The 23,298-nt window shown below is 63.6% G+C and carries 19 protein-coding genes; 9 read left to right on the plus strand and 10 right to left on the minus strand.

What is annotated here, in order from left to right; all coding sequences use genetic code 11:
• Positions 1-36 precede the first annotated feature (36 nt).
• Entirely contained in the window at positions 37-1,041 is a 1,005-nt protein-coding gene (locus ACFQ6Y_RS12815; RefSeq protein ID WP_378632739.1) for an NAD-dependent epimerase/dehydratase family protein, read from the plus strand.
• 55 nt (positions 1,042-1,096) lie between these two features.
• Here the strand turns inward: ACFQ6Y_RS12815 and ACFQ6Y_RS12820 are convergent, their stop codons facing one another.
• The 4 genes from ACFQ6Y_RS12820 to ACFQ6Y_RS12835 form a co-directional block, all read right to left on the minus strand.
• Entirely contained in the window at positions 1,097-2,884 is a 1,788-nt protein-coding gene (locus tag ACFQ6Y_RS12820) for an AMP-dependent synthetase/ligase (RefSeq protein WP_378449081.1), read from the minus strand.
• 139 nt (positions 2,885-3,023) lie between these two features.
• On the minus strand, positions 3,024-3,722 hold the full coding sequence (locus tag ACFQ6Y_RS12825; protein WP_058228429.1) for a hypothetical protein: 699 nt from the start codon (positions 3,720-3,722) through the stop codon (positions 3,024-3,026).
• A gap of 126 nt (positions 3,723-3,848) precedes the next feature.
• Positions 3,849-4,475: a phosphoribosyltransferase gene (locus tag ACFQ6Y_RS12830; RefSeq protein ID WP_378632743.1), complete on the minus strand. Its 627-nt coding sequence runs from the start codon at positions 4,473-4,475 to the stop codon at positions 3,849-3,851.
• Between the two features lie 55 nt (positions 4,476-4,530).
• Positions 4,531-5,358, minus strand: a complete 828-nt coding sequence (locus ACFQ6Y_RS12835; RefSeq protein WP_378632746.1) for a carbon-nitrogen hydrolase family protein — start codon at positions 5,356-5,358, stop codon at positions 4,531-4,533.
• 102 nt (positions 5,359-5,460) lie between these two features.
• Here ACFQ6Y_RS12835 and ACFQ6Y_RS12840 point away from each other — a divergent pair, with 102 nt between their 5' ends.
• Positions 5,461-7,236, plus strand: a complete 1,776-nt coding sequence (locus ACFQ6Y_RS12840; protein ID WP_230817450.1) for a DEAD/DEAH box helicase — start codon at positions 5,461-5,463, stop codon at positions 7,234-7,236.
• Between the two features lie 102 nt (positions 7,237-7,338).
• Here the strand turns inward: ACFQ6Y_RS12840 and ACFQ6Y_RS12845 are convergent, their stop codons facing one another.
• From ACFQ6Y_RS12845 to ACFQ6Y_RS12860, 4 genes are all read right to left on the minus strand, one after another.
• A complete protein-coding gene (locus ACFQ6Y_RS12845; protein ID WP_378632755.1) occupies positions 7,339-9,237 on the minus strand; it encodes an ABC transporter ATP-binding protein in 1,899 nt (632 codons plus the stop codon).
• 92 nt (positions 9,238-9,329) lie between these two features.
• Positions 9,330-9,920: a hypothetical protein gene (locus ACFQ6Y_RS12850; protein ID WP_378632760.1), complete on the minus strand. Its 591-nt coding sequence runs from the start codon at positions 9,918-9,920 to the stop codon at positions 9,330-9,332.
• Positions 9,921-9,976: 56 nt separating this feature from the next.
• The gene (locus tag ACFQ6Y_RS12855; RefSeq protein WP_378632764.1) at positions 9,977-10,387 is read right to left on the minus strand and encodes a YchJ family protein; all 411 of its coding nucleotides are present in this window, start codon (positions 10,385-10,387) and stop codon (positions 9,977-9,979) included.
• A gap of 22 nt (positions 10,388-10,409) precedes the next feature.
• Positions 10,410-11,972, minus strand: coding sequence for a long-chain-fatty-acid--CoA ligase (locus ACFQ6Y_RS12860; protein ID WP_378632769.1), 1,563 nt, complete (start codon positions 11,970-11,972; stop codon positions 10,410-10,412).
• Between the two features lie 261 nt (positions 11,973-12,233).
• Between ACFQ6Y_RS12860 and ACFQ6Y_RS12865 the strand changes: the two genes are divergently transcribed.
• From ACFQ6Y_RS12865 to ACFQ6Y_RS12885, 5 genes are all read left to right on the plus strand, one after another.
• Entirely contained in the window at positions 12,234-13,007 is a 774-nt protein-coding gene (locus tag ACFQ6Y_RS12865; protein WP_092763254.1) for an ABC transporter ATP-binding protein, read from the plus strand.
• 4 nt (positions 13,008-13,011) lie between these two features.
• Entirely contained in the window at positions 13,012-15,546 is a 2,535-nt protein-coding gene (locus ACFQ6Y_RS12870; RefSeq protein ID WP_378539165.1) for an ABC transporter permease, read from the plus strand.
• A gap of 67 nt (positions 15,547-15,613) precedes the next feature.
• The gene (locus tag ACFQ6Y_RS12875; protein WP_007736175.1) at positions 15,614-16,060 is read left to right on the plus strand and encodes a hypothetical protein; all 447 of its coding nucleotides are present in this window, start codon (positions 15,614-15,616) and stop codon (positions 16,058-16,060) included.
• A gap of 106 nt (positions 16,061-16,166) precedes the next feature.
• On the plus strand, positions 16,167-17,342 hold the full coding sequence (locus ACFQ6Y_RS12880) for an acyl-CoA dehydrogenase family protein (RefSeq protein ID WP_378632787.1): 1,176 nt from the start codon (positions 16,167-16,169) through the stop codon (positions 17,340-17,342).
• A gap of 8 nt (positions 17,343-17,350) precedes the next feature.
• Positions 17,351-18,481 carry an acyl-CoA dehydrogenase family protein gene (locus tag ACFQ6Y_RS12885; RefSeq protein WP_378632792.1) on the plus strand — a complete coding sequence of 377 codons (1,131 nt, stop codon included), beginning with the start codon at positions 17,351-17,353 and terminating at the stop codon, positions 18,479-18,481.
• 58 nt (positions 18,482-18,539) lie between these two features.
• Here the strand turns inward: ACFQ6Y_RS12885 and ACFQ6Y_RS12890 are convergent, their stop codons facing one another.
• Positions 18,540-19,826 carry a DUF5691 domain-containing protein gene (locus ACFQ6Y_RS12890; RefSeq protein ID WP_378632797.1) on the minus strand — a complete coding sequence of 429 codons (1,287 nt, stop codon included), beginning with the start codon at positions 19,824-19,826 and terminating at the stop codon, positions 18,540-18,542.
• A gap of 164 nt (positions 19,827-19,990) precedes the next feature.
• Here ACFQ6Y_RS12890 and ACFQ6Y_RS12895 point away from each other — a divergent pair, with 164 nt between their 5' ends.
• Both ACFQ6Y_RS12895 and ACFQ6Y_RS12900 read left to right on the plus strand, forming a co-directional pair.
• On the plus strand, positions 19,991-21,202 hold the full coding sequence (locus ACFQ6Y_RS12895) for a hypothetical protein (RefSeq protein ID WP_378632801.1): 1,212 nt from the start codon (positions 19,991-19,993) through the stop codon (positions 21,200-21,202).
• A 136-nt stretch (positions 21,203-21,338) separates the two neighbouring features.
• The gene (locus ACFQ6Y_RS12900) at positions 21,339-22,109 is read left to right on the plus strand and encodes a hypothetical protein (RefSeq protein WP_283302988.1); all 771 of its coding nucleotides are present in this window, start codon (positions 21,339-21,341) and stop codon (positions 22,107-22,109) included.
• A gap of 1 nt (position 22,110) precedes the next feature.
• On the opposite strand, the gene ACFQ6Y_RS12905 is transcribed toward ACFQ6Y_RS12900, so the two are convergent.
• Positions 22,111-23,058, minus strand: a complete 948-nt coding sequence (locus tag ACFQ6Y_RS12905) for an aldo/keto reductase (RefSeq protein WP_378632885.1) — start codon at positions 23,056-23,058, stop codon at positions 22,111-22,113.
• Positions 23,059-23,298: the final 240 nt, after the last annotated feature.

A 23,298-nucleotide genomic window follows, 5' to 3' on the forward strand; every position in this document is an offset into this window, starting at 1 on the left:
TTGCAGCACGACGCTTTTCGAGTGACGATGGCCGTCATGAAGCTGTTGATGCTCGGAGGAACACGGTTCCTCGGCCGCGCCCTCGTCGACGACGCTCTGGCGCGGGGCTGGGAAGTGACAGTGCTCCATCGGGGGCTCACCGGAGCACCGCCGTCTACGGCGGAGGTCCTGCTCGCTGATCGCACCGACCAGCGAGCGATGGCCGAGACGCTCGGTGACCGTCGATGGGACTTCGTCGTCGACACGTGGTCGGGTAGCCCGCGGGTGGTCGGTGAGAATGCACGCGTCTTGCGCGGTCACGTCGAACGGTACGCATACATTTCCAGCGGATCCGTCTACCAGTGGGGCTTGCACGTCGACGAGAGCTCACCTGTGGTTGCCGCTTCCGCGACGTCCGACGACGGCAGCGATTACGCGTCCGCCAAACGCGGCGCCGAACTCGCTGTCCTGGAATTGTTCCCGAATGCACTGCTCGCGAGGGCAGGGCTGATCCTCGGACCACACGAGGACATCGGGCGATTGCCGTGGTGGCTGCAGCGCATCGGCGCAGGAGGCCGCGTCGTTGCTCCCGGGGTGCCGACCAGGCCACTTCAATACGTCGATGTCCGTGACATCGCATCCTTTGTCCTGTCCGGACTGGCCGCAGGGATCGGCGGGGCATATGACGTCATCAGCCCGTCCGGGCACACCACAACCTCCGGGCTCCTTCAGGCGTGCGTGGACGCCACCGGTTCGGGCGCGGAATTAGTGTGGATCGACGAGGACAGGCTGGCGGCCGCTGGAGCGCAGCCGTGGACACAACTTCCGTGTTGGGTGCCGCAAGAGGGTGAGTTCGCAGGCTTCCTCGAAGCCGACACCGCCAAGGCGGCACAAGCAGGGCACGCAGGGCAGGCGGGGCTGCGATGCCGTCCGGTCGAAGACACCGTGCGAGATACCTGGGCGTGGATGCAACAGGAAACTCTGCCGGCCCAGCGGGAGGATCGTGCGGTGCACGGATTGCCTCCGGAGATCGAAAGAGAACTTCTTTCCGCCGGAGACTGAAACGCGTCTGGCCCGGTTCGCATTCGAACCGGGCCAGACGCTTGAAAGACGAGGATCAGGCGTACAAGTCGCTGATCTTGGTCTTGTGAGCTTCGTGAATGATGTTGCGCTTGAGCTTGAGCGTCGGCGTCAATTCGCCGGTCTCCTGCGTGAAGTCGACCTCGAGGATCGTGTACTTCTTGATCTGCTCGGGGTTGGAGACCTTCTTGTTGGCGTCGGCAACGGCCGAGTCGATCTCGGCGATCAGATCGGCGTTCTTCACCAGATCGGCAATCGCGGTGTTTGCGGGCAGGCCGTTGCGCTCGACCCAACCGGGCAGTGTTTCCGGATCGAGGGTGATCAGTGCACCGATGAACGGCTGACCGTCACCGACCACGAGGCACTGGCTGATCAGAGCGTGCGCACGCAGGGAATCCTCGAGGCCTGCCGGTGCGACGTTCTTACCGCCGGCGGTGACGATGATTTCCTTCTTGCGGCCGGTGATCGAGACGTAACCCTCGTTGTCGATCGATCCGAGGTCGCCGGTGTGGAACCAGCCGTCTACGATGGATTCGGCAGTGGCCTTCTCGTTGTGCCAGTAGCCGGCGAACACGACCGGGCCCTGCAGGAGGAGTTCGCCGTCTTCGGCGATCCGGGCGGCGTGGCCGTTGATCGGCTTGCCGACGGTGCCGACGCGCTGCGCGCTCGAGGTGTTGACGGTGATTGCGGCGCTGGTCTCGGTGAGTCCGTAGCCCTCGTAGATCGGGATGCCGACGCCGCGGAAGTAGTGGCCGAGGCGCGCACCGAGAGCTGCGCCGCCGGAGACCGCACGCTCGCACTCGCCGCCCAGTGCTGCGCGCAGCTTCGAGTAGACGAGCTTGTCGAATACCGCGTGCTTGAGCTTGAGTGCCAGTCCGGGGCCACCCTTTTCGAGGGATTCGCTGTATTCGATGGCTGTGGCCGCAGCCTTGTCGAAGATGCTGCCCTTGCCGCCGTCGACGGCTTTCTGGCGAGCCGAGTTGTATACCTTCTCGAACACGCGGGGCACCGACAGGATGAAGTTGGGCTTGAAGCCGGCGAACTGCTCGAGGAGCGTCGTCAGATCCGACGTGTGGGCGACGGTGACCTTGGCGTCGAATGCGCCGAACGAGATCGCTCGCGCGAACACGTGGGCGAGCGGCAGGAACATCAGCGTTTTCTTGCCGGGGACCATCGACTCCGGCATCGCCAGGCGGCAGGCGTTGGACTCGGCGTAGAAGTTGGAGTGCGTCAGCTGGACACCCTTGGGGCGTCCGGTGGTTCCGGAGGTGTAGATCAGGGTCGCGGGCGAGGCTGCGGTGACCTGGTGACGACGAGTGTGCAGTTCTTCGTCGGTGATTGCGGAACCGCGGCTGGACAACTCGTCGATCGCACCCGACTCGATGACCAGGACTTCGCGTAGGGCTTCTGCGCCGTCTGTAACTTCCTTGTGGGTCTCCGCGTGCTTGGCCGTTTCGACGACCAGAAGCGTCGTCGCGGAATCCTCGAGGATCCACTGTGCCTGATCAGGGGAGGAGGTCTCGTAGATCGCGACGGTGCATCCGCCGGCTGTCCAGATGGCGTAGTCGAGAACGACCCACTCGTAGCGAGTCGCGGACAGGATAGCGACGCGGTCGCCGAGCTCGACACCCGAAGCGATCAGACCCTTGGCAACTGCGGAGACCTGCTTCGCGAATTCAGCTGCGGTGACGTCGACCCATCCACCGTTCGACGGCCTCTTGAACGGCACGAATGTGGGGTCTTCTTCGGCATGACGGAACACGGAGTCGGCCATTGAAACGTTCTCCGGAATTGAGAACGACTGTGGAACTGAGAACTCGCGCACTATTGACCCCTCCAGTGACTACTGACATTTCTGATGTGCATTGCATCACATTAGTCGTCATTTTGCACTGTCGTTACTATTCGGTAGAACTGGTCGGGCGCTGACCTGCAGTTTAGTGTGACCGGCTGTTTACAGGTACTCAGGCGACGTGCTGAAGCGTGCGGCCGTGCACGGACAACCAGCGGCGAATCGCGTAGTCCAATCGGTCCGGATCCACTCCGAGTTGCTCTGCAGTAGCTGCAAGGATCTCCGAGGTGTCTCCCGGCAGTTCGGTGGTGCCGAGTGTTGCGCTGATGAAGGTGTCGGCGGCGGTGCCCAGATCAGTGTGGGGGATTCCGGCCAGCATCAACAGGTGCGCCCAGGTCACTTCGGAACCGTCGCCACAGGCGTCGACCCAGGCGTGGTGAACCGCATCGAGAGCGTTGTCGGAATCAGCAGCGGACAGCAGGTCCTCGACGCTGTTGATCCGCAAGTGATGGAGTTTCTCGGCGACCTGTTGGATGTGACGTGCTTCGATCGGGACGCCCGTCGCCGTGTAGCGGCGCTTGTACGAGCCGATCTTGCCTGCCCACTGGTCCGAGCTCCCGGCTTCCTCGAACGTGCGGAGGAGTTCGCGTGCGCCGTCCGTGACGGGTTTGTCTTCGCGGGCTTTCCGGTAGGCGAGGTAGCGATCGACGACGGTCACTTCGCTGTGGCCCGAAGTGGACTGAACGGATTCGATGATGCACAGGGCGAGGCTCTGTCGATAAGCGTCTGACGCAACCCATGCGGACGGGTCGCCCAGGCGGTCACGGCACGCAGCTGCGACGGCGTCGACGGTATCGGTCGAGATGGTCACGGTTCCTCCAGAAAGCTGATTCTTTTTGTTCCATTTGGGCTATCGGCACCGAGGAGCGAAATGTTGCACACATCACAAATTCACATAGTTTTCTTGGACTGCGCTCAGGTGAGAAAGAGTCAGGGCTCAGGCGAGGAAGGTCAGAACTTCGTCGTCGCTGAGTTGATGAAAGTCCTCGAATGCAGCACCGACGCCGCCCAACAGGGCAGGAACGAAGGGGCAGATGACGCGATCGGCCGAGCACGCGATCACTCTCATGGCTTCGGGGGAGGCGACGGGTACAGCGACGATCACGCAGGCAGCACCCGCGGTGCGCGCACACCGGCAGGCAACAGCGGCACTCGCTCCCGTCGCCATTCCGTCGTCGACGATCACCGCGGTGCGTCCGTGGAGGGAAACCGGGGTCCGTCCTTCACGCAGGAGACGCGCTCGCCGCTCCAACTCGAGTCGTTCGTCGTGTTCGACGGCGGCGAGTTCTCTTTTCGAGACGCGAACCGCTGCGATGACGTCCTGGTTGAGGACTCGCACCCCGCCCTCGCCGATAGCGCCCATCGCGAGTTCCGGGTTGTACGGACTGCCGAGCTTGCGCACCACCACGATGTCCAGGGGTGCGTTCAGTGCTGCAGCAACCTCGGCTGCGACGGGTACTCCGCCGCGTGGGAGTCCGAGAACGACCGGCTTGTCCATACGCAGAGCCTCGAGCCGCCCGGCCAGAAATTTGCCGGCGGAAGATCGATCCCGATATTGGGCCACTGCTTTGTCCTCGAGAAGCTCGAACCCCGACCAATTCGACGCTACTCGCTGCACGTCACCGCGACGAGACTGTGAACCTCCGCAGCGCGAGAGCGGGATTCTTCTCGCGTACTTCGGCGATTCGAGCGGCCGTGACAGTCGCGGTGGCGACCCCGACCTGCTCGCCCAGTGAGCACATCACGACGCCCATCGGGTCGACGATCATGCTGGCACCCGCGCCGCCGCGCGCGCTCTGATCCGCCGCTGCGATGTACATCGTGTTCTCGATGGCCCGGGCGCGCACGAGAGTGGTCCAGTGGTCTTCCTTGAGCGGCCCGGGCACCCACTGGGCGGGCAGGAGCAAGACGTCAGCGCCGACGTCGACGATGCGTCGGGTGACTTCCGGGAAGCGCAGGTCGTAGCAGGTCTGGAGGCCGAAGGTCAGGCCGTCGCACCCGAAAGTCTGCGGTTCGGTGATGTCACCCGCGCGGATCACGGCCGATTCCTGGTAGCCGAAGGCGTCGTAGAGATGCAGTTTGCGGTAGGTCGCCACCAGTTCGCCGTTGGGGTCCACCGCGACGAGGGTGTTGGAGATTCTGCTCACGTCGTCGATTCGCTCGTTCATTCCTGCCACGAGGAAGATTCCGAACTCCGCGGCGACCGCCGCCAGTGCCGAACCGAATTCGCCGTCCAGGGCCTCCGCGGACTCGATCAGTCGCTCGTCCGTCTTCGGGGCGGTGAACATCGAGTACTCCGGCGCCACGACAACTTTCGCGCCCCGTGCTGCTGCGTCGGAAGCCAGTGATCGCAGTGATTCGAGGTTGGCTTTCTTGTCCGTCCCCGGAGCGAATTGGGCAATCGCGACAACGGTCTGGGAGGGGGTGGCTGTGGTGGCTGCGGTCATGCTTCCTACGCTAGGCGAAACCCGCTGGGAGGGTGGATCTGTCGTAAATGCACCCCCGGTATGTCGTCGTGTCTATACTCTATCCGCTAAACTGCTGGTCAAATGAGTGATATTGAGCGTGACCCCGAACCCCCAACATTTGCCGACCTCGACATCGATGATCGGGTACTGAAGGCACTGTCAGACGTGGGCTACGAGTCGCCCTCGCCCATTCAGGCTGCCACCATTCCGCCACTGCTCGAAGGCAAGGACGTCGTCGGTCTCGCACAGACCGGTACCGGCAAGACCGCAGCCTTCGCAGTTCCCGTTCTGTCGCGGATCGACACGTCGATCAAGCAGACCCAGGCGCTGGTGCTTGCTCCCACGCGTGAGCTGGCGCTTCAGGTTGCCGAGGCATTCGGCAAGTACTCCGCCCACATCCCCGGACTCAACGTCCTGCCGATCTACGGTGGCCAGAGCTACGGCGTCCAGCTGTCCGGCCTGCGCCGCGGTGCGCACGTCGTCGTCGGCACCCCGGGTCGAGTCATCGACCATCTCGAAAAGGGCACCCTGGACCTGACCAATCTCAAGTACCTCGTTCTCGACGAGGCCGACGAGATGCTCAAGATGGGTTTCCAGGAGGACGTCGAGCGCATCCTCCGCGACACCCCCGGCGACAAGCAGGTTGCCCTGTTCTCGGCAACGATGCCCGGCTCGATTCGCCGGATCTCGAAGCAATACCTGAACAATCCGGTCGAGATCACCGTCAAGTCCAAGACGTCGACCGCCTCGAACATCACGCAGCGCTACATTCAGGTTGCTCATCAGCGCAAGCTCGATGCACTGACCCGAGTCCTCGAGGTCGAGGCTTTCGAGGCGATGATCATCTTCGTCCGTACCAAGCAGGCCACCGAAGACCTGGCGGAGAAACTGCGGGCCCGCGGGCACTCGGCTGCCGCGATCAACGGCGACATCGTGCAGGCACAGCGTGAGCGGACCATCGGTCAGCTCAAGAACGGCGCCCTCGACATCCTCGTCGCGACCGACGTTGCTGCTCGAGGCCTCGACGTGGATCGCATCTCCCACGTCGTCAACTACGACATCCCCCATGACACGGAGTCGTACGTTCACCGCATCGGTCGTACCGGCCGCGCCGGTCGTCAGGGTGACGCGTTGCTGTTCGTCGCTCCGCGTGAGCGTCATCTGCTCAAGTCCATCGAGAAGGCGACGCGTCAGCCGCTTGCGGAGATGCAGCTTCCCAGTGTCGACGACGTCAACGCCCAGCGTGTGACCAAGTTCGGTGACTCCATCACCGAGAGCTTGGCATCGGAGAATCTCGCGATGTTCCGCAAGATGATCGAGGACTACGACCAGGAACATGACGTTCCGCTCATCGACATCGCTGCCGCCTTGGCGCTGCAGTCGCGCGACGGTGAGGCATTCCTGCTCGCTCCCGAGCCGCCGGCACCGCCGCGTCGTGAGCGTGAGCCCCGTGAACCTCGTCCCCCTCGCCGTTTCGACGACGGCCCGGCTCCTCGCTCGCGTGGACCCGAGGGTCAGGAATTGGCCGCGTACCGCATCGCAGTCGGCAAGCGTCACCGCGTCGTGCCCGGTGCCATCGTCGGTGCAATCGCCAATGAGGGCGGGCTTCGTCGAAGCGACTTCGGGCACATCAGCATTCGCCCGGATCACAGCATTGTCGAGTTGCCGGCCGATCTCTCCAACGAGACTCTCGAAGCTCTGCGTCGCACACGCATCTCCGGAGTTCTGATCCAACTGCAGCCTGATTTCGGCCCGCCGCAGGGACGTCCGAGTGGGCGTGGCGACCGTGGTGGCCGCGATGATCGCGGTGGACGTGACGACCGCCGTGGTGGCGGACGCGAACGCTACAACGACTGACGTACAGCTTTCAACGTCGTGACATGAAGACTGAAACAGGCGCTGCCCTCCGTGAGGAGGTCAGCGCCTGTTTTTGTGGGGCGGTGGCAGGGGCGGGCAGTATCAGATCGGCGTCGGTTCGAGGGCGCCGTTCTTCCTCGCGTTGGTGTCGAACTGCGTGCGGTACAACTCGGCGTAGCGACCACCGCGTGCAAGCAGTTCTTCATGGTTGCCGCGCTCGATGATTTGGCCCGCCTCGACGACAAGGATCAGGTCGGCTGCCCGGATTGTGGACAAACGGTGTGCGATCACCACAGCAGTCCGCCCGGCGAGTGCTTCGCCGAGTGCTTCCTGAACCGCGGCTTCCGACGTCGAGTCGAGATGCGCGGTGGCCTCGTCCAGAATGACGACGCGAGGCTGGGCCAGGAGCAGTCGTGCGATGGTCAGGCGTTGACGCTCACCGCCCGAGAGGCGGTATCCGCGTTCACCCACCACTGTCTCCAATCCGTCGGGTAGCGACGCAACCAGGTCGGTGAGCCGTGCTCGCTCCAGAACCTCACGCAGATCTTCTTCGGTGGCATCCGGTCGCGCGAGGAGCAGGTTGGATCGAAGGCTCTCGTGGAACAGGTGCCCGTCCTGCGTGACCATGCCGACGGTCGCACGGATGGAATCGGAACTGAGGTCTCGGACGTCGACGCCGCCCAGCTCGACCGATCCGGAGTCGATGTCGTAGAGGCGCGGAATCATCTGCGCCACGGTCGACTTTCCGGCACCGGACGTGCCGACCAGGGCGACCATCTGTCCCGCTTCGGTGCGGAACGAGAGGTCGTGCAACACGTCCTCGCCGCCGCGGGTGTCGAGGATCGCGACCTCCTCCAACGAACCGAGTGACACCTTGTCGGCAGAGGGGTAAGCAAAAGTGACGTTCTTGAACTCGACGGATATCGGGCCCTCCGGCACCGTGCGTGCATCGGGCTTCTCGGTGATGAGTGGTGCCAGATCGAGAATCTCGAATACCCGCTCGAAGCTGACCAGAGCGCTCATGATGTCCACCCGGGCGCTGGCCAGTGCGGTCAGCGGCGAGTACAGCCTCGTGAGCAGCAGCGCCATCGCGACGACGGCGCCTGCGTCCAACTGACCGCGCAGCGCGTAGAAGCCGCCGAGGCCGTAGACGAGGGCAAGGGCAAGCGCGGAGACCAGCGTCAGTGCTGTGACGAAGACGGACTGCAGCATCGCGGTCCGGACTCCGATGTTGCGCACACGCCTGGCACGAACCGCGAACTCCGCAGACTCTTGCGAAGGGCGACCGAACAGCTTGACCAGAGTCGCGCCGGGAGCGGAGAACCGTTCCGTCATCTGGGTGCTCATCATCGAATTATGGTTGGCAGCTTCACGATTGAGTGCCGCGAGTTTTGCGCCCATCCGCCGTGCGGGGATCACGAAGATCGGGAGAAGTAACAACGCGAGCACGGTGATCTGCCACGAGATCCCGAGCATGACGATCAGCGTGATCACCAGCGTGACCAGATTGCTGACCACTCCGGACAATGTGTCGCTGAAGGCGCGCTGAGCGCCGATGACGTCGTTGTTGAGACGGCTGACCAGTGCTCCGGTTCGAGTTCTGGTGAAGAACGCGATCGGCATCTTCTGGACGTGATCGAAGACGGTGGTGCGCAGGTGCAGGATCAGATCTTCACCGATGCTGGCCGAGAGCCACCGGGTCAACAGGCCCAGCGCAGCTTCCAGAATTGCGACCAGTGCGATCAAGGCGGCAAGTTTGACGACCACGTCGACGGCGTCGCCGCCGACTATCGCGTTGACCACGCGCCCGGCGAGGACGGGTGTTGCCACGGCAAGCGCAGCCGTGACGACGCTCAGTACGAGGTACCAGCTGAGATTGCGTTTCTGCGGGACTGCGAACGTCGCGATCCGCTTCAGTGTTGCCTTCGAGAACGGGCGCCGATCTTCTTGCGCGTGCATCGCGTTGTACATCGCGTTCCACGCGGTGACTTCCATACTCATGACTTCGCCCCTCCGGTCGCCGGCCACGAAGATTACGCGGCCGGTACGACACGAAGGTAGAACCTAAACCAAACTTCAGGTCAAGTGTGGCCTCAGCGGGCGACGTCGACCACCACTCGCGGAGGGTCGCTGAGCGTCGTCACCGTGAACGGCTGCTTCTCGGTCACCCCGATGAACGACTGTGTGACTCCTTCGAAGACGTTGGACCCGTTGACCTCGGTCACGACGCCGCCGACGCCGGGCACCGGGTTGGGTCCGGAGTACTGTTCGACTCCGCTGTCGAAGGGATAGGCGGAACCGTCGATCAGGACCTGGATCACTGCGGCACCATTGATGTCCACGGGCTTGCCGCTGCCTTCCTGCGTCGCCGCGTCGACGTACTTGACGCGCCATCCGGGTGTGCCGGTGCCGCCCATCTCGTAGACGACGCGATCGAATCCGTCGTGCTCGCCCACGCGGACGTCGACGACGGTGAGCTTGGATTCGGTGCCCGCTGCCGATGTCTTGTCGGAGCTGTCCGTCGGGACTTGTTCTGTGGTCGACGCTGCGGCACTCGAGGTCGAGGTGACGGCCGAGGTGGCTGCCGTGGGAGTGGTCTCCGCGTCCTGCGAACAGGCAGTCAGGCTCACGCCCACTGCGATGGCAGCGACAGCGGCAAATGATCTCGTCCGGTTCGTTGTCATGACTCGATCGTAGGGCTCGCGTGATCGGGTTCCGCGGCGGCGGTGCCCGGAGTTACCTAACCGATATCGCCGTCGACGTAGAGCCACTTGCCATCCGTTCGCGCAAATCGACTGCGTTCGTGGAGCATTCCCCGCTCGCGCCCGAATGCGTAGTGAGCGCGAAATTCAACGATGCCGTCGGAATCGAACAGGCCACCTCGTTCGGTGTCCAGGATCTCCAACCGGAGCCATTTCTGGTCGGGGTCGAGATCGAGATCGGTGGGGCGATTGTCGGGATGCCAAGTTCGCGTGAGGTATTCGTCGTCCTTCACAGTGAAAGCCGTGTAGCGCGAACGCATCAGGGTTTCGGCGGTCGGAGCATGCGCGGCCCCCCTGATGTACTTGCCGCAGCACTCGACCAACGCGTTGCCGCTGCCGCACGGGCATGGATCGTTCGGTCGGGGTGTGGTGGGGCGGCTCGAGGTCACCGCCCCATTACAGCACGGGTTCTCAGACCAGCTTGTGTTCGCGGTTCTCCCAGTACGGTTTGCGGAGGTCGCGTTTGAGGATCTTTCCGGTGGGATTGCGAGGAAGGATCTCGACGACGTCGATACTGGTCGGGCACTTGAACTTTGCGAGGCGTTCTTGTGTATAGGTGATCAGTTCGGTTTCGTCGATCTGCGCATCGGCGGTGAGAACCACGACGGCCTTGACGGTTTCACCCCAGCGGTCGTCGGGAACGCCGATGACCGCGACCTCCGCGATTGCCGGATGCTCCACCAATACGCGTTCGATCTCGGGGGAGTAGACGTTCTCGCCGCCGGTGATGATCATGTCCTTGAGACGGTCCTCGATGAACACGAAGCCGCCGGAGTCGGCGCGGCCCATGTCGCCGCTGCGCAACCATCCGTCGGCGGTGATGGTTTCGGCCGTCGCCTCGGGCTTGCCCAGATATCCGGGTGTGCACTGTTCGGATCGCCACCACAGTTCGCCGGTCGTACCGGTGGGCACGTCCTCGAGCGTGACGGGGTCCACCACGCGCATCTCGACGCCGGGGATCGCTGTACCTGCTGATGCCATGCGCTCGACCTGCGACTCGTCGCGGTGAACGTCCGGCATCAACGCGGTGACGACACCTGCCATTTCGGTCATGCCGTAGACCTGGACGAATTCGGTGTCCGGCCAGGCTGCGAGTGCCGCCCGCAACAAAGGGAGGGGCATGGGGGCGGCGCCGTAGGTGATGCGTTTGAGTGCCTTGAAGGCGGCGACTGCCTGCTCGCCGGCGGCCAGGACTCCGGCAATGACCGGTGGGACGAGGAAGGCGATGTTCGCTCCGGCGGCGAGACCGGCGAAGATCGACGGCCCGTCGGCTTCTCTGGTGAAGTGACAGCGTCCGCCGGTGTGAATTGCCATGATGGCGTAGCACGTTCCGCCGACGTGGAACATCGGCATCGCGATCAGGAATCGATGATCCTCGTGAGCCGGCAGGATTTCGAGAACACTGTTGCTGTGCGCGAACAGGTTTCGATGAGTGAGTTGGACACCTTTGGGTCGACCGGTCGTTCCGGAACTGTAGAGAACCAGAGCGGTGGCATCGGGGCTCACCTCAGGTCGGGAACTCAGTGGAGTGACCTCGTCGATCCACGGTTCGAACTCGTCGTGTTCACCGCCGACGGCGAAGATCGACTCGACGGCCGTCAATCGATCGCGCATGGCGACGATCTGGGGCAGGAGGTCGCTGCCGACGAACAGAATGCGTGCGCCACAGTCCGCGAGGACGTAATCCAGCTCTTCGCCCGAAAGTCGCCAGTTGGGAATGACATTCGCGGCCCCGAGCAGTGAGGCGGCGTACGTGACTTCGAGACAGGACAGATGATTCTTGTCGACGAACGCGACAGTGTCGCCGGCACCGATGCCTGATTCGGCGAGGGCGGCGGCGATACGCAAGATGCGGTCCCGCCACTGGGCCCACGTGTACTCGGTCCCTTGGAAGGTCATCGCTGCTTGATCAGGCTTGACCGTCGCCCAGTGCTCTAGCCGATCGAAAATGATTCCAGCGGTGGCGTCGGACATTCGGCCGCCTCTCTCGTGTGATTGGTGTCACAAGGTTAGTGTGCGCCCGTCATTCATATCGCTGTTTCTCGCCAATGCACGCCCTTGGAGGGCCGTGAATTCTCAGACCCTGATCGGCTCGGCCGTGGATATCAGGGTGGTCCCCGATGGCGGGCGGGCCCCACACCCGACAGGATGGAACCAACCATCGCGGGCGTCCGTGTTTTCACGGGCGCCCGTCACGCCCGCAAAGTAGCACCGAAGTGAACAGGAAAGGCGATCATGAGTTCGCACGCCCAGGATGTCGCGGCCCGCGCAGTCGGCCTGTCCAAGACCTACGGCACCGGAGATACCCAGGTGCACGCCCTCAGTTCGGTGTCCGCAGATTTTGCCCGCGGTGAGTTCACGGCGATCATGGGGCCGTCCGGTTCCGGCAAGTCGACGCTGATGCATTGCCTCGCCGGTCTGGATTCCGCCAGTTCGGGTTCTGTCCTCATCGGCGACACTGAACTCACGACGCTCTCCGACAAACAGATGACGCAACTACGACGCGATCGCATCGGATTCGTCTTTCAGGCGTTCAACCTGGTGCCGACGCTGACGGCGCTCGAGAACATCACGTTGCCCCTCGACATCGCAGGACGCAAAGCGGATCAGACCTGGCTGAACAGCGTCCTGACCAAGCTAGGGCTCGGGGATCGGCTCGATCACCGGCCGGGAGAGTTGTCGGGTGGTCAGCAGCAGCGTGTGGCGTGCGCGCGTGCGCTGGCGGGTCAGCCGGAGATCATCTTCGGCGACGAGCCGACCGGAAACCTCGATTCGAAGTCCTCCGGGGAAGTGCTCTCGATCCTGCGCGCAGCGGTCGACGAGTTCAACCAAACCGTGGTGATCGTGACGCACGATCCGCGGGCAGCGGCGTACGCCGATCGGGTCGTGTTCCTCGCGGACGGCAAGATCGTCGACGAATTGCGCGAGCCGACGGCGGATTCGGTCCTCGATCGTATGAAGCGCCTCGACGCTCCGCAGGCGGTCGTGAACGTGGAAGCCGGGGCTTGAGCACATGGCTTCGGTAAGCAACTCGCCGATGCGCAAGGTCTCCCTGCGCAATTTGGCGGCACACAAGGTGCGACTTGCGCTGACGGTTCTGTCCGTCGTGCTCGGCACGGCTTTTGTCGCGGGGTCCTTCGTTTTCACCGACACCCTCCAGAAGACTTTCGATTCGATCTTCGAGAACACTGCCCAGGGCGTCGACGTTCGGGTATCGATGGAAGACCGCAACACCAGCGGCGTTCCGGTGGAGGACGTCGACAAACTTGCGGCTGTCGACGGCGTCCGGGCGATCGCGCCGGCCGTCAGCGGACAGATCGTCCTGATCAACGCAGACGGTGGTGCCGTTCAGACCGGCGGCGCGCCGAGTATCGGGCAGTCCTACCTACCTCCGGGCCAGGCGATTGCCGAACCCGACACCTTCGTCGAGGGCGCGCCTCCGACGCAGACCGGTCAGGTCGCGCTGAACACGAGCGCCGCCGAGCGAGCCGGTCTGAAGGTGGGGGACACTGCCAAGGTTCTGGCTCCGGCCCGCGGAATCGTGGACGTGACGTTGTCCGGCATCTACGAAGGGGCCGGTAGTGACACCGGTGGATTCATCGGCGCGCTCTTCACCGACGAACAGGCCCGTGGACTTTTCACCGACGGCCGGCATGTCGAGTACATCGACGTCGCGGGCAACGGGGTCTCGCAGACGGAACTGCAGCAACGCGTCGAGCAGGTTTTCCCCGATCTCAAGGTGCAGACCGGTGACCAGGTTCGCGAGGAGACCAAGGCCGAGGTCGACTCGGCGCTGAGCTTCATCAACTACTTCCTGCTGGCGTTCGGTGCGATTGCTCTGCTCGTCGGCACGTTCATCATCTACAACACCTTCTCGATGATCGTGGCGCAGCGTCTTCGTGAGCTGGCGCTGCTGCGTGCGATCGGTGCGAGCCGAGCGCAGGTCGGTCGTTCGGTGGTCACCGAGGCGTTGGTGGTCGGGCTCATCGGCAGCATCATCGGTCTGCTCGGTGGTATCGGTCTCGCCTACGGATTGCGCAGTCTGCTCAACACATTCGACGTCGGTCTGCCGGAAGGCCCGCTTCAGGTGGGCGCGCGCACGATCATCGTCGCGTTGGTGGTGGGCGTCGTCGTCACGACGCTCAGCGCTTACGCTCCCGCTCGGCGTGCGTCGAAGATCCCGCCGGTAGCGGCCATGCGTGAGGAGTTCGCCTCCACGGGCGACTCGCTGCGGGTGCGGACGCTGATCGGCGCGATCCTCGGCGTGATCGGTGTGGCACTGCTCGTGTTCGGCTCTCGCGGGACCGGCGGCGGCGCCGCTCTGATAGTCGGACTCGGCGCGTTCTCGTTGATCATCGCGGTTCTTCTCGGTGCTCCGGCGCTGTCGCGGCCGATCGTCGGTGCGCTCGGTGCCGTGTTCGCCAAGCCGTTCGGTGCCATCGGGCGGCTGGCTCGTACCAACGCGGTGCGCAATCCCCGTCGCACGGCCGCAACGGCATTCGCACTGACTCTCGGCCTGATGTTGGTGACCGTCATCGGAGTGTTCGGATCTTCGGCCAAGGCGAGCATCAATGCTCTTGTGGACGTGGGTGTCTCGGCCGACTACATCCTGACCGGTCCCAACGCGATCGGTGTGCCGCGCGGTGCGGCCGACGCCGTCCGGCAGGTGCCCGACGTGCAGAGCGCGACGTCCTTGCACGGAGTGCGCGCGAAGGTCGACGGTGAGGACGAGCAGGGCGCTTCGTTCGACGGCCCGATCGAAGGCGTGCTCGAGTACAAGATCCTCGAGGGCACGGTCGATCTGACCGGCAACAACATGCTCGTCTCGAAGTCGACTGCGGACGACAAGGGGTGGACTGTCGGCTCGACTCAGACGCTCACCGGTCCCGGCGGCGTCGAGTACCAGACCGTTGTCGCGGGAGTGTTCGAGGACAACCAGCTGATCGGTTCGTGGATCGTCTCGGACGAGGCGTACCGGAAGCTGATGCCGGCGGAGAGCCTGCCGGACTTCGTGGTTCTGGTGAAGGCGAAGCCGGGGGCGGATCTGACGACGCTGCGATCCGAACTCGAAACGGCGACAGAGAAGTACGTTGTCGTCCAGGTGCAGGATCGTGAGGAGTTCAAGGGAACTCAGGGTCAGCAGATCAATACGTTGTTGGCGATCCTCTACGGTCTCCTAGCACTCGCGGTCGTGATCGCGATCCTCGGCATCATCAACACGTTGGCACTCTCGGTGGTCGAGCGGCGACGAGAAATCGGAATGCTGCGAGCCGTCGGCATGCAGCGAGGACAGATGCGACGCACGATCTACCTCGAATCGGTGCTCATCGCGGTGTACGGCGCGGCAGTCGGAGTTGTTCTCGGCATCGCGTTCGGTTGGGCGTTCGTGAGCACTCTCGCGGATCAGGGCCTCGACAAGATCACGATCCCGTGGGGTCAGGTAGTCGGAATGCTGATCGGCTCCGGTGTGGTCGGCGTCTTGGCGGCGCTGTGGCCGGCCAACAGAGCGGCGAAGACGAAGCCGCTGGAGGCGATTGCGGACATGTAGGGCCTTCGGCCCCGTGCGCACTTTTGGTAGCGGAAGCAGCCGAAAGTGCGCACGGTACCGTTGCCGCATGAGCACCCTTCAAGAAGTCGGCGAACGTGAATCCTGGCGCTGCTGGCTGTGCGACGAACCGGTCGACCCCGACATGTCCGTCAACGATCCGCGTGGCCCGAGCATCGACAGCATCAACACCGCAAAAAAGGGTGGCAAGACCAAAGGTGGCGTCGAACGTTTGGCACATCGCGCATGCAACACCAAGAAAGGTGCGGTCAAACCTGTTGTGGAATGGCCGGATCGGCTGTTCGTCGTCGATCCCGCTCCGATCATCGGGGTTGTGGAGCAGCTCGAGCGCAAGGGTGGCCGCGTCGCCGTCGCTCGCTGCCCCGGCAAGGACGACGCCCAGGAAGCCTCCGACTGGCTGATCGATCGGTTGTCGCGTCTGGCTCCCGCATTGAACGTCGAAACGAGCATCGACGCCGCGGGTGGGGGTTACCTGTTGGTCCTCAAAACCGTGTAGGAGCGCAGTTCGGGGGCCGTCTTTCGCGGTACCTGTTCCGCCTCCAGTGTCGTCGGGGTACGGTCGAACCGAACATGAATCCGGTTTCGAGTGCGAAGGAATTCCGATGAACCTGGCATTGACCGACGAGGAACTAGCGTTCCGCGACGAGATGCGGACGTTCTTCCGTACGCAAATCCCCGCGGACATCAGGGAGGCGTACGCCCACGGCGAGGAGTTGGGGCGCGACCGTATGGTCGAGGCGCAGCAGATCCTCAACGCTCACGGTCTGGCGGTGCCGCACTGGCCGGTCGAGTGGGGCGGTAAGGACTGGACCCCGGTCCAGCACAACATCTGGCTCGACGAACTCCAGCTCGCGTCTGTCCCCGAACCGTTGGCGTTCAACGCCAACATGGTCGGTCCGGTCATCGCGGCCTTCGGCTCGCAAGAGCAGAAGGAGAAGTTCCTTCCGGCGACCGCGAACCTCGACATCTGGTGGTGCCAGGGATTCTCCGAACCCGAGGCCGGTTCCGATCTCGCTTCGCTCAAGACTCGCGCGGTCCGCGACGGAGACGACTGGGTCATCAACGGCCAGAAGACGTGGACGACGCTGGGACAGTACGCCGACTGGATCTTCTGCCTCGTGCGTACCAACCCCGATGCGCCCAAGCGCCAGGCGGGCATCTCGTTCATCCTCGTCGACCTGAAGACGCCTGGCGTCACGGTCCGCCCGATCAAGCTGATCGACGGCGGCTACGAGGTCAACGAAGTGTTCTTCGAGGACGTCCGCGTCCCGGGGGAGAACCTGGTCGGTGAAGAGAACCAGGGCTGGGGTTCCGCCAAGTTCCTGCTCGGCAACGAGCGCACTGGTGTCACACGCGTCGGTTTCTCGAAGGTTCGTCTCGCGCAGGCCAAGGCTCGCGCTGCCGAGGTCAAGGTCGGTAACGGAACACTGCTCGAAGATCCGCTCTTCGCTGCCCGCCTCGCCGAACTCGAAAACGAATTGCTTGCCCTCGAGCTCACTCAGCTCCGGGTGGTCGCCAGTTCCGCTGACGGCCAGCCGAATCCGGCCTCGTCGCTGCTGAAGCTTCGCGGTTCTGAATTGCAGCAGGCGAGTGTCGAACTGCTGATGGACGTGGCCGGCCCCGATTCACTGCCGTACGACGCGGGCAGTGACATCGCCTCCGCGAGCTGGGCGCAGCACACTGCCCCGACGTACCTGAACTACCGCAAGGTATCCATCTACAGCGGATCGAGCGAAGTGCAGCGCAGCATCATCGCTTCCTCGATCCTCGGATTGTGAGGCGTGGCATGGACTTCGAACTCAACGACGAGCAGAAACTTCTCCGCGACACCACCAAGGATCTCCTCGCGCGCAGCTACGACGCCGAGAAGCGCAATGCGATCATCGACTCCGATCCCGGGTGGAGCCCGCAGGTCTGGAAGCAGTTGGCCGAGGTCGGCTTGCTTGGCCTGACCTTCTCCGAGGACGACGGCGGCATGGACGCCGGCCCGGTGGAAATCGGCGCGGTCATGACCGAGATCGGTCGACGCTTGGCACCCGAGCCGGTACTCGACGCGGTCGTGACGCCGGGCGGGCTGATCTCCGAAGGCGGCAGCCAAGAGCAGCGGTCGTCGATTCTTCCCGGTGTTGCCGAGGGCGTCACGTTCCTGGCGTTCGCCGATCAGGAACCCGGAATCCGTTGGCCGGCAACCGAACGTGCGACAGCCGCGGCGCAGGTCGACGGCGGTTGGGTCGTGACAGGGATCAAGAATCCCGTCGGGCACGGCGCGACGGCGGACATCCTCGTCGTGAGCGCTGCGCTCCCCGGCGGTGGCGTCGGACTGTTCCTCGTCAAGAGCGATGCCTCCGGTTTGGTGCGCAAGTCCTACGCCACTCACGACGGTTTGCGCGGTGCGCAGATCGAGTTCACGGACACTCCGGCCGAAGCGCTCGGTGAGGGCGGCGACGCTTCCGCTCTGATTCAATCAGCGCAGATCCGTGAGCAGGCTGCTCTGTGTGCCGAGGCTGTCGGAGCGATGGAAGAGGCGCTGCGACTGACCACCGAATACCTCAAGACGCGTAAGCAATTCGGTGTTCCGCTCGCAAAGTTCCAGACGCTGACGCACCGCGCTGCGGACCTGTACGTCTCGCTCGAATTGGCGCGCAGTATGAGTCTCTACGCGACGATGTCCCTTGCCGACGGCGTCGTCGATCCCGTGATCGCTTCGCGGGTGAAGTTGCAGATCGGGCGTTCGGCTCGGCTCATCGGTCAAGAAGCAATCCAGATGCACGGTGGTATCGGTATGACCGCCGAATATCCGGTGGGTCATTACGTGAGCCGACTCGTCGCCATCGAGCACACGCTCGGTAGTGCCGAAGACCACCTTCGGGTGTTGGCTGCCGGTGTGGCTGATCACGAGATGGTCAGCGTGGTCTGATCTTTCACGAACGACAGAGGGGCCGCATTCCGTTCCAAGGATGCGGCCCTCTCGTCGTTCAGCGGTGATTGCGCAATACATCCAAACGGAGTCGGCGCTGCTCGATATTGACTGCGCTGTCGGTGAATGCTTGTTTCCAGCCGGGGTCGCCCGTTCGGGACGCCGCGTCGTGCAGAAGCGGAATTGCGTCGAAAGGGAAGCGCGCCTGCACACTTCGCAGGGTGGAGAAGTGACTGTGACGCGAGTGGATGCCCAAGTCCTCGCCCGTCGCAGCGTGCTCCAACGCTTCGTTTTCCAAGGCATTCAACAGTTTTTCGGCGACGGCCAGTGGCCAGGGGCGGTCGATGCCGTCGAGTAGCGCGCTGCCGTCGACTCCCAGAAGGTACTCGTCCGCGTGTCCGGCGACGATGTACTCGACGCGCTCGCGCGGGTCCGCGATGGCGACGATTCTGCGGTCCGTCGTGCGCCCGTCCCGCTCCAGAAATGCCGACGCCCATGCCGTATTATTCTGGAGAACAGTTGCCGCAGTCCATGATTCGATCATCACGTCGCGCCACTGCTTCTCGACGGGGATGGTGAGGGCGCCGCGCGGTGAACCGGCCATCGATTCCCAGAGCGTCAGGGGAGTTGCGGTCACGACTTGCCGCAACCACCAGCGCCGGATGCCTTTGTTCTTGTAGTGGACGTCTTCGATGCCGTCTCGAAATGCGAGGTCGTCGAGCGATCCCGGCAATCGGACGGCCAGGCGGGGTCGCAACGGCTTCGTCTCGAGCCGCACCCACGACTGAGCGCGAGTGACCATGCGAGAGGCAAACGGAGATCGGGGGAGTTGCCGCAGGAGTTGAATTGCGCGCTCACGGACCCGCACGGCTGAATCGTCGAGTGCGCGCTCGAGGAGGGCGTAGTCGTGTTCGCCCAGCCCGACGTCGAGATGGTCGAGAAAATGCAGGCGGCTTGCCGTGGCCTCGTCGTCCCAAGCGATCTCGAGCTCTTCGCTCGCCAGTTCCGGGTCGACCGTACGTATGTAATCGAACCAGGCCGTACGGTCGTCCGGATCGGGCGAAAGCCACAGCTCGTCCCGGCGTGATCCGATTCGTCGTAGCTGTGCCCAATCCGGGTTCTGCTCCGCCAGATACTGCCCACGTCGACCGGCGAGGCGTAGTAGCGCTTCGCGGTGCTCGGGATATTTCAGCGCGGCTTCCATGAAGAGCGGAACGCTGGCAGCGGGCGCGAGGAATCCGCGTTGGTCGGCCACCGCGAACCATTCCGCGAGCGTCCAGGAACGAACCTGCAACAGAGACTGAAGTTGTTCGATCGCGAGGTCGGGAAGCAGCGGCTGAATCACTGGATCAGTCTTCGATGCGCGCGAGTGACCTGCGTGCGCGTCTGATCGCAGGGAGGTCACCCGCCTACGGTATGGCAGGGGTGCGTCGAGCTCAGGGGCAGGGGTCGGGCGCGTGTCGGCAGATTCTGGAACAGTGGTAACCGGCGACCAGCAGGAGGCGTGAGATGACAGACGGAACTGACGACGCCTTTGTCGTGGCGTCGGTGACCGAACGGCGAACGCTCATCTCCACCCGAGTGAGGGAGTGGTGTGCGGCGGGAACCGTCGAGTCGAACCGGCCGGAGTTGTCCGACGACGTCGCACTGCTGATTGCCGGTGGCTGTGCGGACGAGTCGACGCGATCGATCCTGGCGAACCGGCGCAGTGTCGGGCGCTCGTTCCCGGAGATCGGCGGCTTCTCGGAGTTGCGCTACCTCACCGACGAACTGGCTCGCACCAGACGCAGACTGCTCGCGACCCGCATCGGTCCTGTTCAGGTAGTCCTCGAACGGCGGGTGCAGACGCTCGACAAGCGCGTGCAGTCGATGCGTTCGGCGATAGTGCATTCCAATCGCCACTTCGCGAGCAGCGTCCGTGCCATTCGCAAGGACCGCCGCGACGGCCTTCATCTCGACGTCGAGCAACGAGAGGCACTTTTTGCCGGGCTCACCCGCACCCCGGTTCCAGCCAAGCTGCCGGTGGGGTTGGGGGTCGTGGCAAGTGGTGGAAACGCTGCGCTCGACAAACTTGCCGCCCAGCTGGGGAAGGTTCAGGGAACCGGTGTCATCGCCGACGCGGGTAGGCGGATCGCGGAGGTCCTCGACGGACTGGTCGATTCCGAGCCCGAAGGACGTGCAGGGGAGTACGACGCTCTGCTTTACCTCGCCGGAAATCTGTTCGACCGGATCGAAAGCTCCAGTGCTTGGCATTCCGACCACTTTGTCATTCAACGCAATCAACTCGACCTGGCCGACGAGATCACCCAGATCGCGGTCGATACCGTAGCGCTGCGTTCGATTCTCGCGGAGTTGGACGACGCGGCTGCGTTGGCACGCGACGAGGGAACCCGAGCCGGGATCGCTTCGCGCAAGGAAGCGCTCGGCGCGGTCTGGGACCAGTTGGTCGAACGTGTCGCGGCGCTCGCGCGGATCGGTGACCTGGTCGCGCGGGCCGAGGATCAGTTGAGTTCGCAGCGCGCGGTTGCGCATGCAGCGAGCCTCGACAGCCGGATCGACGACCTACTTGCGCGCTCCGGTTCACGTGAACTTTCGGCCGCAAACACGCACTACGTCGGGGATCAATTCGACGGTGTGGAAGAGCTGATGTTCGCTCACCGCGCGGCTCTTTACGGGGACATTGCACTGCTGACCTCTGGGAACGAGCGTCGGGCGCCGTAGTCAGGCCGACGTCGGAGCTGTAAGGTCGGAGGTACTGACCGGCCGCACGATCGAAGAACAGGCCGAGAATTCGCTCCTTGCTCGACCCCGTGCCGATCCGGTGATGCGGGCGTATCCGCTTCAAGACAGGTCGATCATGGAAGACACCGCAAGCCGCGGCATCAATGCGTTCATTTCCGAAGCTACGCAGCGTGGGGGCAAGGCCGTCCGGCTCACACACTCGCGTCGTAATCCCGTCGAGGTGACGGGTGCAGACGGCACCAGTCGTATCGTCCGAGTGCGTTCGAAGCTCGAAGGCGACTGGCAGGCCAGGCGTCAAGACGAGTCGCTCGAGAGTGACGACACGCGCTCCGAGTTCTGGGTGTTCGTGGACCTGGCGGCAGATCCGCACGAGTTCTTCATGCTGCCCTCCAACGAGGTCGCGGACGACATCCGTGCCGAGGTCGACCTGTGGATCATGGACAGCCCCGGACGCAATCGCACCGGTCATCATGCGATCCCGCGCGGACGCGTCGTGCACGGCCATGATCGTTGGGACGCTCTGGGCCTCGCTGCCGTCAAGGATCCGAGCATTCACGTCGAGACACCGGTCGCAGCCAAGCGCAAGGCTTCGCCGGTCGCGGCGAAGAAGCGCCGCGCCAGCGGAGTCGAGGAGATCGAAGTTGTCGACAATCGCCTCGAGATGACGGCTGATTGCCACGGATACCGCTGGGTCGGACGCTTCGACGAAACCACCGAGGTGGTCGAGATCATGCGCGGACCGATGGAAGGCCGCCGGTTCCCCGATCCGACCGCGGCCGCTAATGCCGTCACCGGTCACATTTCAGGCGACACCGAGAGCCATGACGGCTGGTCGTTCTGGACGATCAACAACACGGCGCTCGGTGCCCATCTCAAAACTGCCTGATCTAGGCGCCGACTGCCGCCGACACCCGTTCGAGCGTGTCCAGTTCATTCGACGACAGCACGAGGTTCGGGGCGTCCAGTAGCGCGGGGAGCTGCTCCGGCCGGCTGACGCTCGCGATCGGTGCGGTGATGCCCGGTCGAGTCAGCAGCCAGGCCAGCGCGACGGTCGAGATCTCGGTGTCGTGTGCCTGCGCGATTGTCGCCAGTTCTGCAACGACGTCGAGTCCGGCATCGCTGAAGTATCCAGCGGTCAGTCGTTTGCGGGAGCTGCCTTCGATGTCTGCGCGGGTCTTGTACTTTCCGGTCAGGAAGCCGGACGCGAGAGCGAAGTAGGGGAAGACGCTGATGTTGTTGTCGGTGGCGATCTCGGCGAGTTCGGGTTCGTACGACTTACGGTGCACCAGGTTGTAATGCGGTTGCAGCGCGATCGGCGCGGCGTAACCGTTCTCTTCGGTGATCCGCAACCACTCCCGGATGCGGTCGGCGCTGTAGTTGGAGATTCCGAGGTAGCGAACTTTGCCCGCGACGACCAATGCATTGAAGGCTTCGAGCGTTTCTTCGAGCGGAGTCTGCGGGTCGTCGAAATGCGCGTAGTACAGATCGATGCAGTCCGTCTGCAGACGGCGCAGCGACGCCTCTGCTGCGGCTGCGATGTTGTCTGCCTTCAACCCTTTGAAATCGGGATGGCTACCCACCTTGGTGGCGACGACGATGTCGTTCTGTAGTCCGCGATCGGTGATCCAATTCCCGATGATTGTTTCGGATTCCCCACCGGAATTTCCGGGAGCCGACGCCGTGTACGAGTCGGAGGTGTCGATGAAGTTTGCACCGGCTTCGGCGAACGAGTCGAGGATCTCGAAGGACGTCTTCTCGTCTGCGGTCCAACCGAAAGGGTTGCCGCCCAAGCTAAGTCGGAAGATGTCGAGGTCCGAATTTCCGATGATCGCCACTGTGTGGAACTCCCGTCGATGAAGGTGGTCGCTGCATCCCGCACCGTACCCTCTCATGGCACTGACGATGGCGCGCCCTCGCCAGGTTCGCCGAAAAATGTATCGGATCGTGATGGCCGCCGTCGGCGTAGGTTGGCCCCGAATACTGAATTCTTCGATGGACTGCTGATAGGGCGATCGGCGCCGCGGGGCATCTGCTCGCAACAGAGCAGCACAATGAAATCCTCGAAGGCGTCTGAG

The sequence above is a fragment of the Rhodococcus sp. NPDC056516 genome, assembly GCF_042794655.1.
GTDB lineage: Bacteria > Actinomycetota > Actinomycetes > Mycobacteriales > Mycobacteriaceae > Rhodococcus_F.

What these genes read in the sequence shown, in the direction of transcription:
- ACFQ6Y_RS12880 (WP_378632787.1), top strand. Translation starts at nt 16,167, where the DNA reads ATGAACCTGGCATTGACCGACGAGGAACTAGCGTTCCGCGACGAGATG.
- ACFQ6Y_RS12850 (WP_378632760.1), bottom strand. Translation starts at nt 9,920, where the DNA reads ATGACAACGAACCGGACGAGATCATTTGCCGCTGTCGCTGCCATCGCA.
- ACFQ6Y_RS12835 (WP_378632746.1), bottom strand. Translation starts at nt 5,358, where the DNA reads ATGACCGCAGCCACCACAGCCACCCCCTCCCAGACCGTTGTCGCGATT.
- ACFQ6Y_RS12870 (WP_378539165.1), top strand. Translation starts at nt 13,012, where the DNA reads ATGGCTTCGGTAAGCAACTCGCCGATGCGCAAGGTCTCCCTGCGCAAT.
- ACFQ6Y_RS12900 (WP_283302988.1), top strand. Translation starts at nt 21,339, where the DNA reads ATGGAAGACACCGCAAGCCGCGGCATCAATGCGTTCATTTCCGAAGCT.
- ACFQ6Y_RS12815 (WP_378632739.1), top strand. Translation starts at nt 37, where the DNA reads ATGAAGCTGTTGATGCTCGGAGGAACACGGTTCCTCGGCCGCGCCCTC.
- ACFQ6Y_RS12895 (WP_378632801.1), top strand. Translation starts at nt 19,991, where the DNA reads ATGACAGACGGAACTGACGACGCCTTTGTCGTGGCGTCGGTGACCGAA.
- ACFQ6Y_RS12865 (WP_092763254.1), top strand. Translation starts at nt 12,234, where the DNA reads ATGAGTTCGCACGCCCAGGATGTCGCGGCCCGCGCAGTCGGCCTGTCC.
- ACFQ6Y_RS12860 (WP_378632769.1), bottom strand. Translation starts at nt 11,972, where the DNA reads ATGTCCGACGCCACCGCTGGAATCATTTTCGATCGGCTAGAGCACTGG.
- ACFQ6Y_RS12845 (WP_378632755.1), bottom strand. Translation starts at nt 9,237, where the DNA reads ATGAGTATGGAAGTCACCGCGTGGAACGCGATGTACAACGCGATGCAC.
- ACFQ6Y_RS12840 (WP_230817450.1), top strand. Translation starts at nt 5,461, where the DNA reads ATGAGTGATATTGAGCGTGACCCCGAACCCCCAACATTTGCCGACCTC.
- ACFQ6Y_RS12885 (WP_378632792.1), top strand. Translation starts at nt 17,351, where the DNA reads ATGGACTTCGAACTCAACGACGAGCAGAAACTTCTCCGCGACACCACC.
- ACFQ6Y_RS12875 (WP_007736175.1), top strand. Translation starts at nt 15,614, where the DNA reads ATGAGCACCCTTCAAGAAGTCGGCGAACGTGAATCCTGGCGCTGCTGG.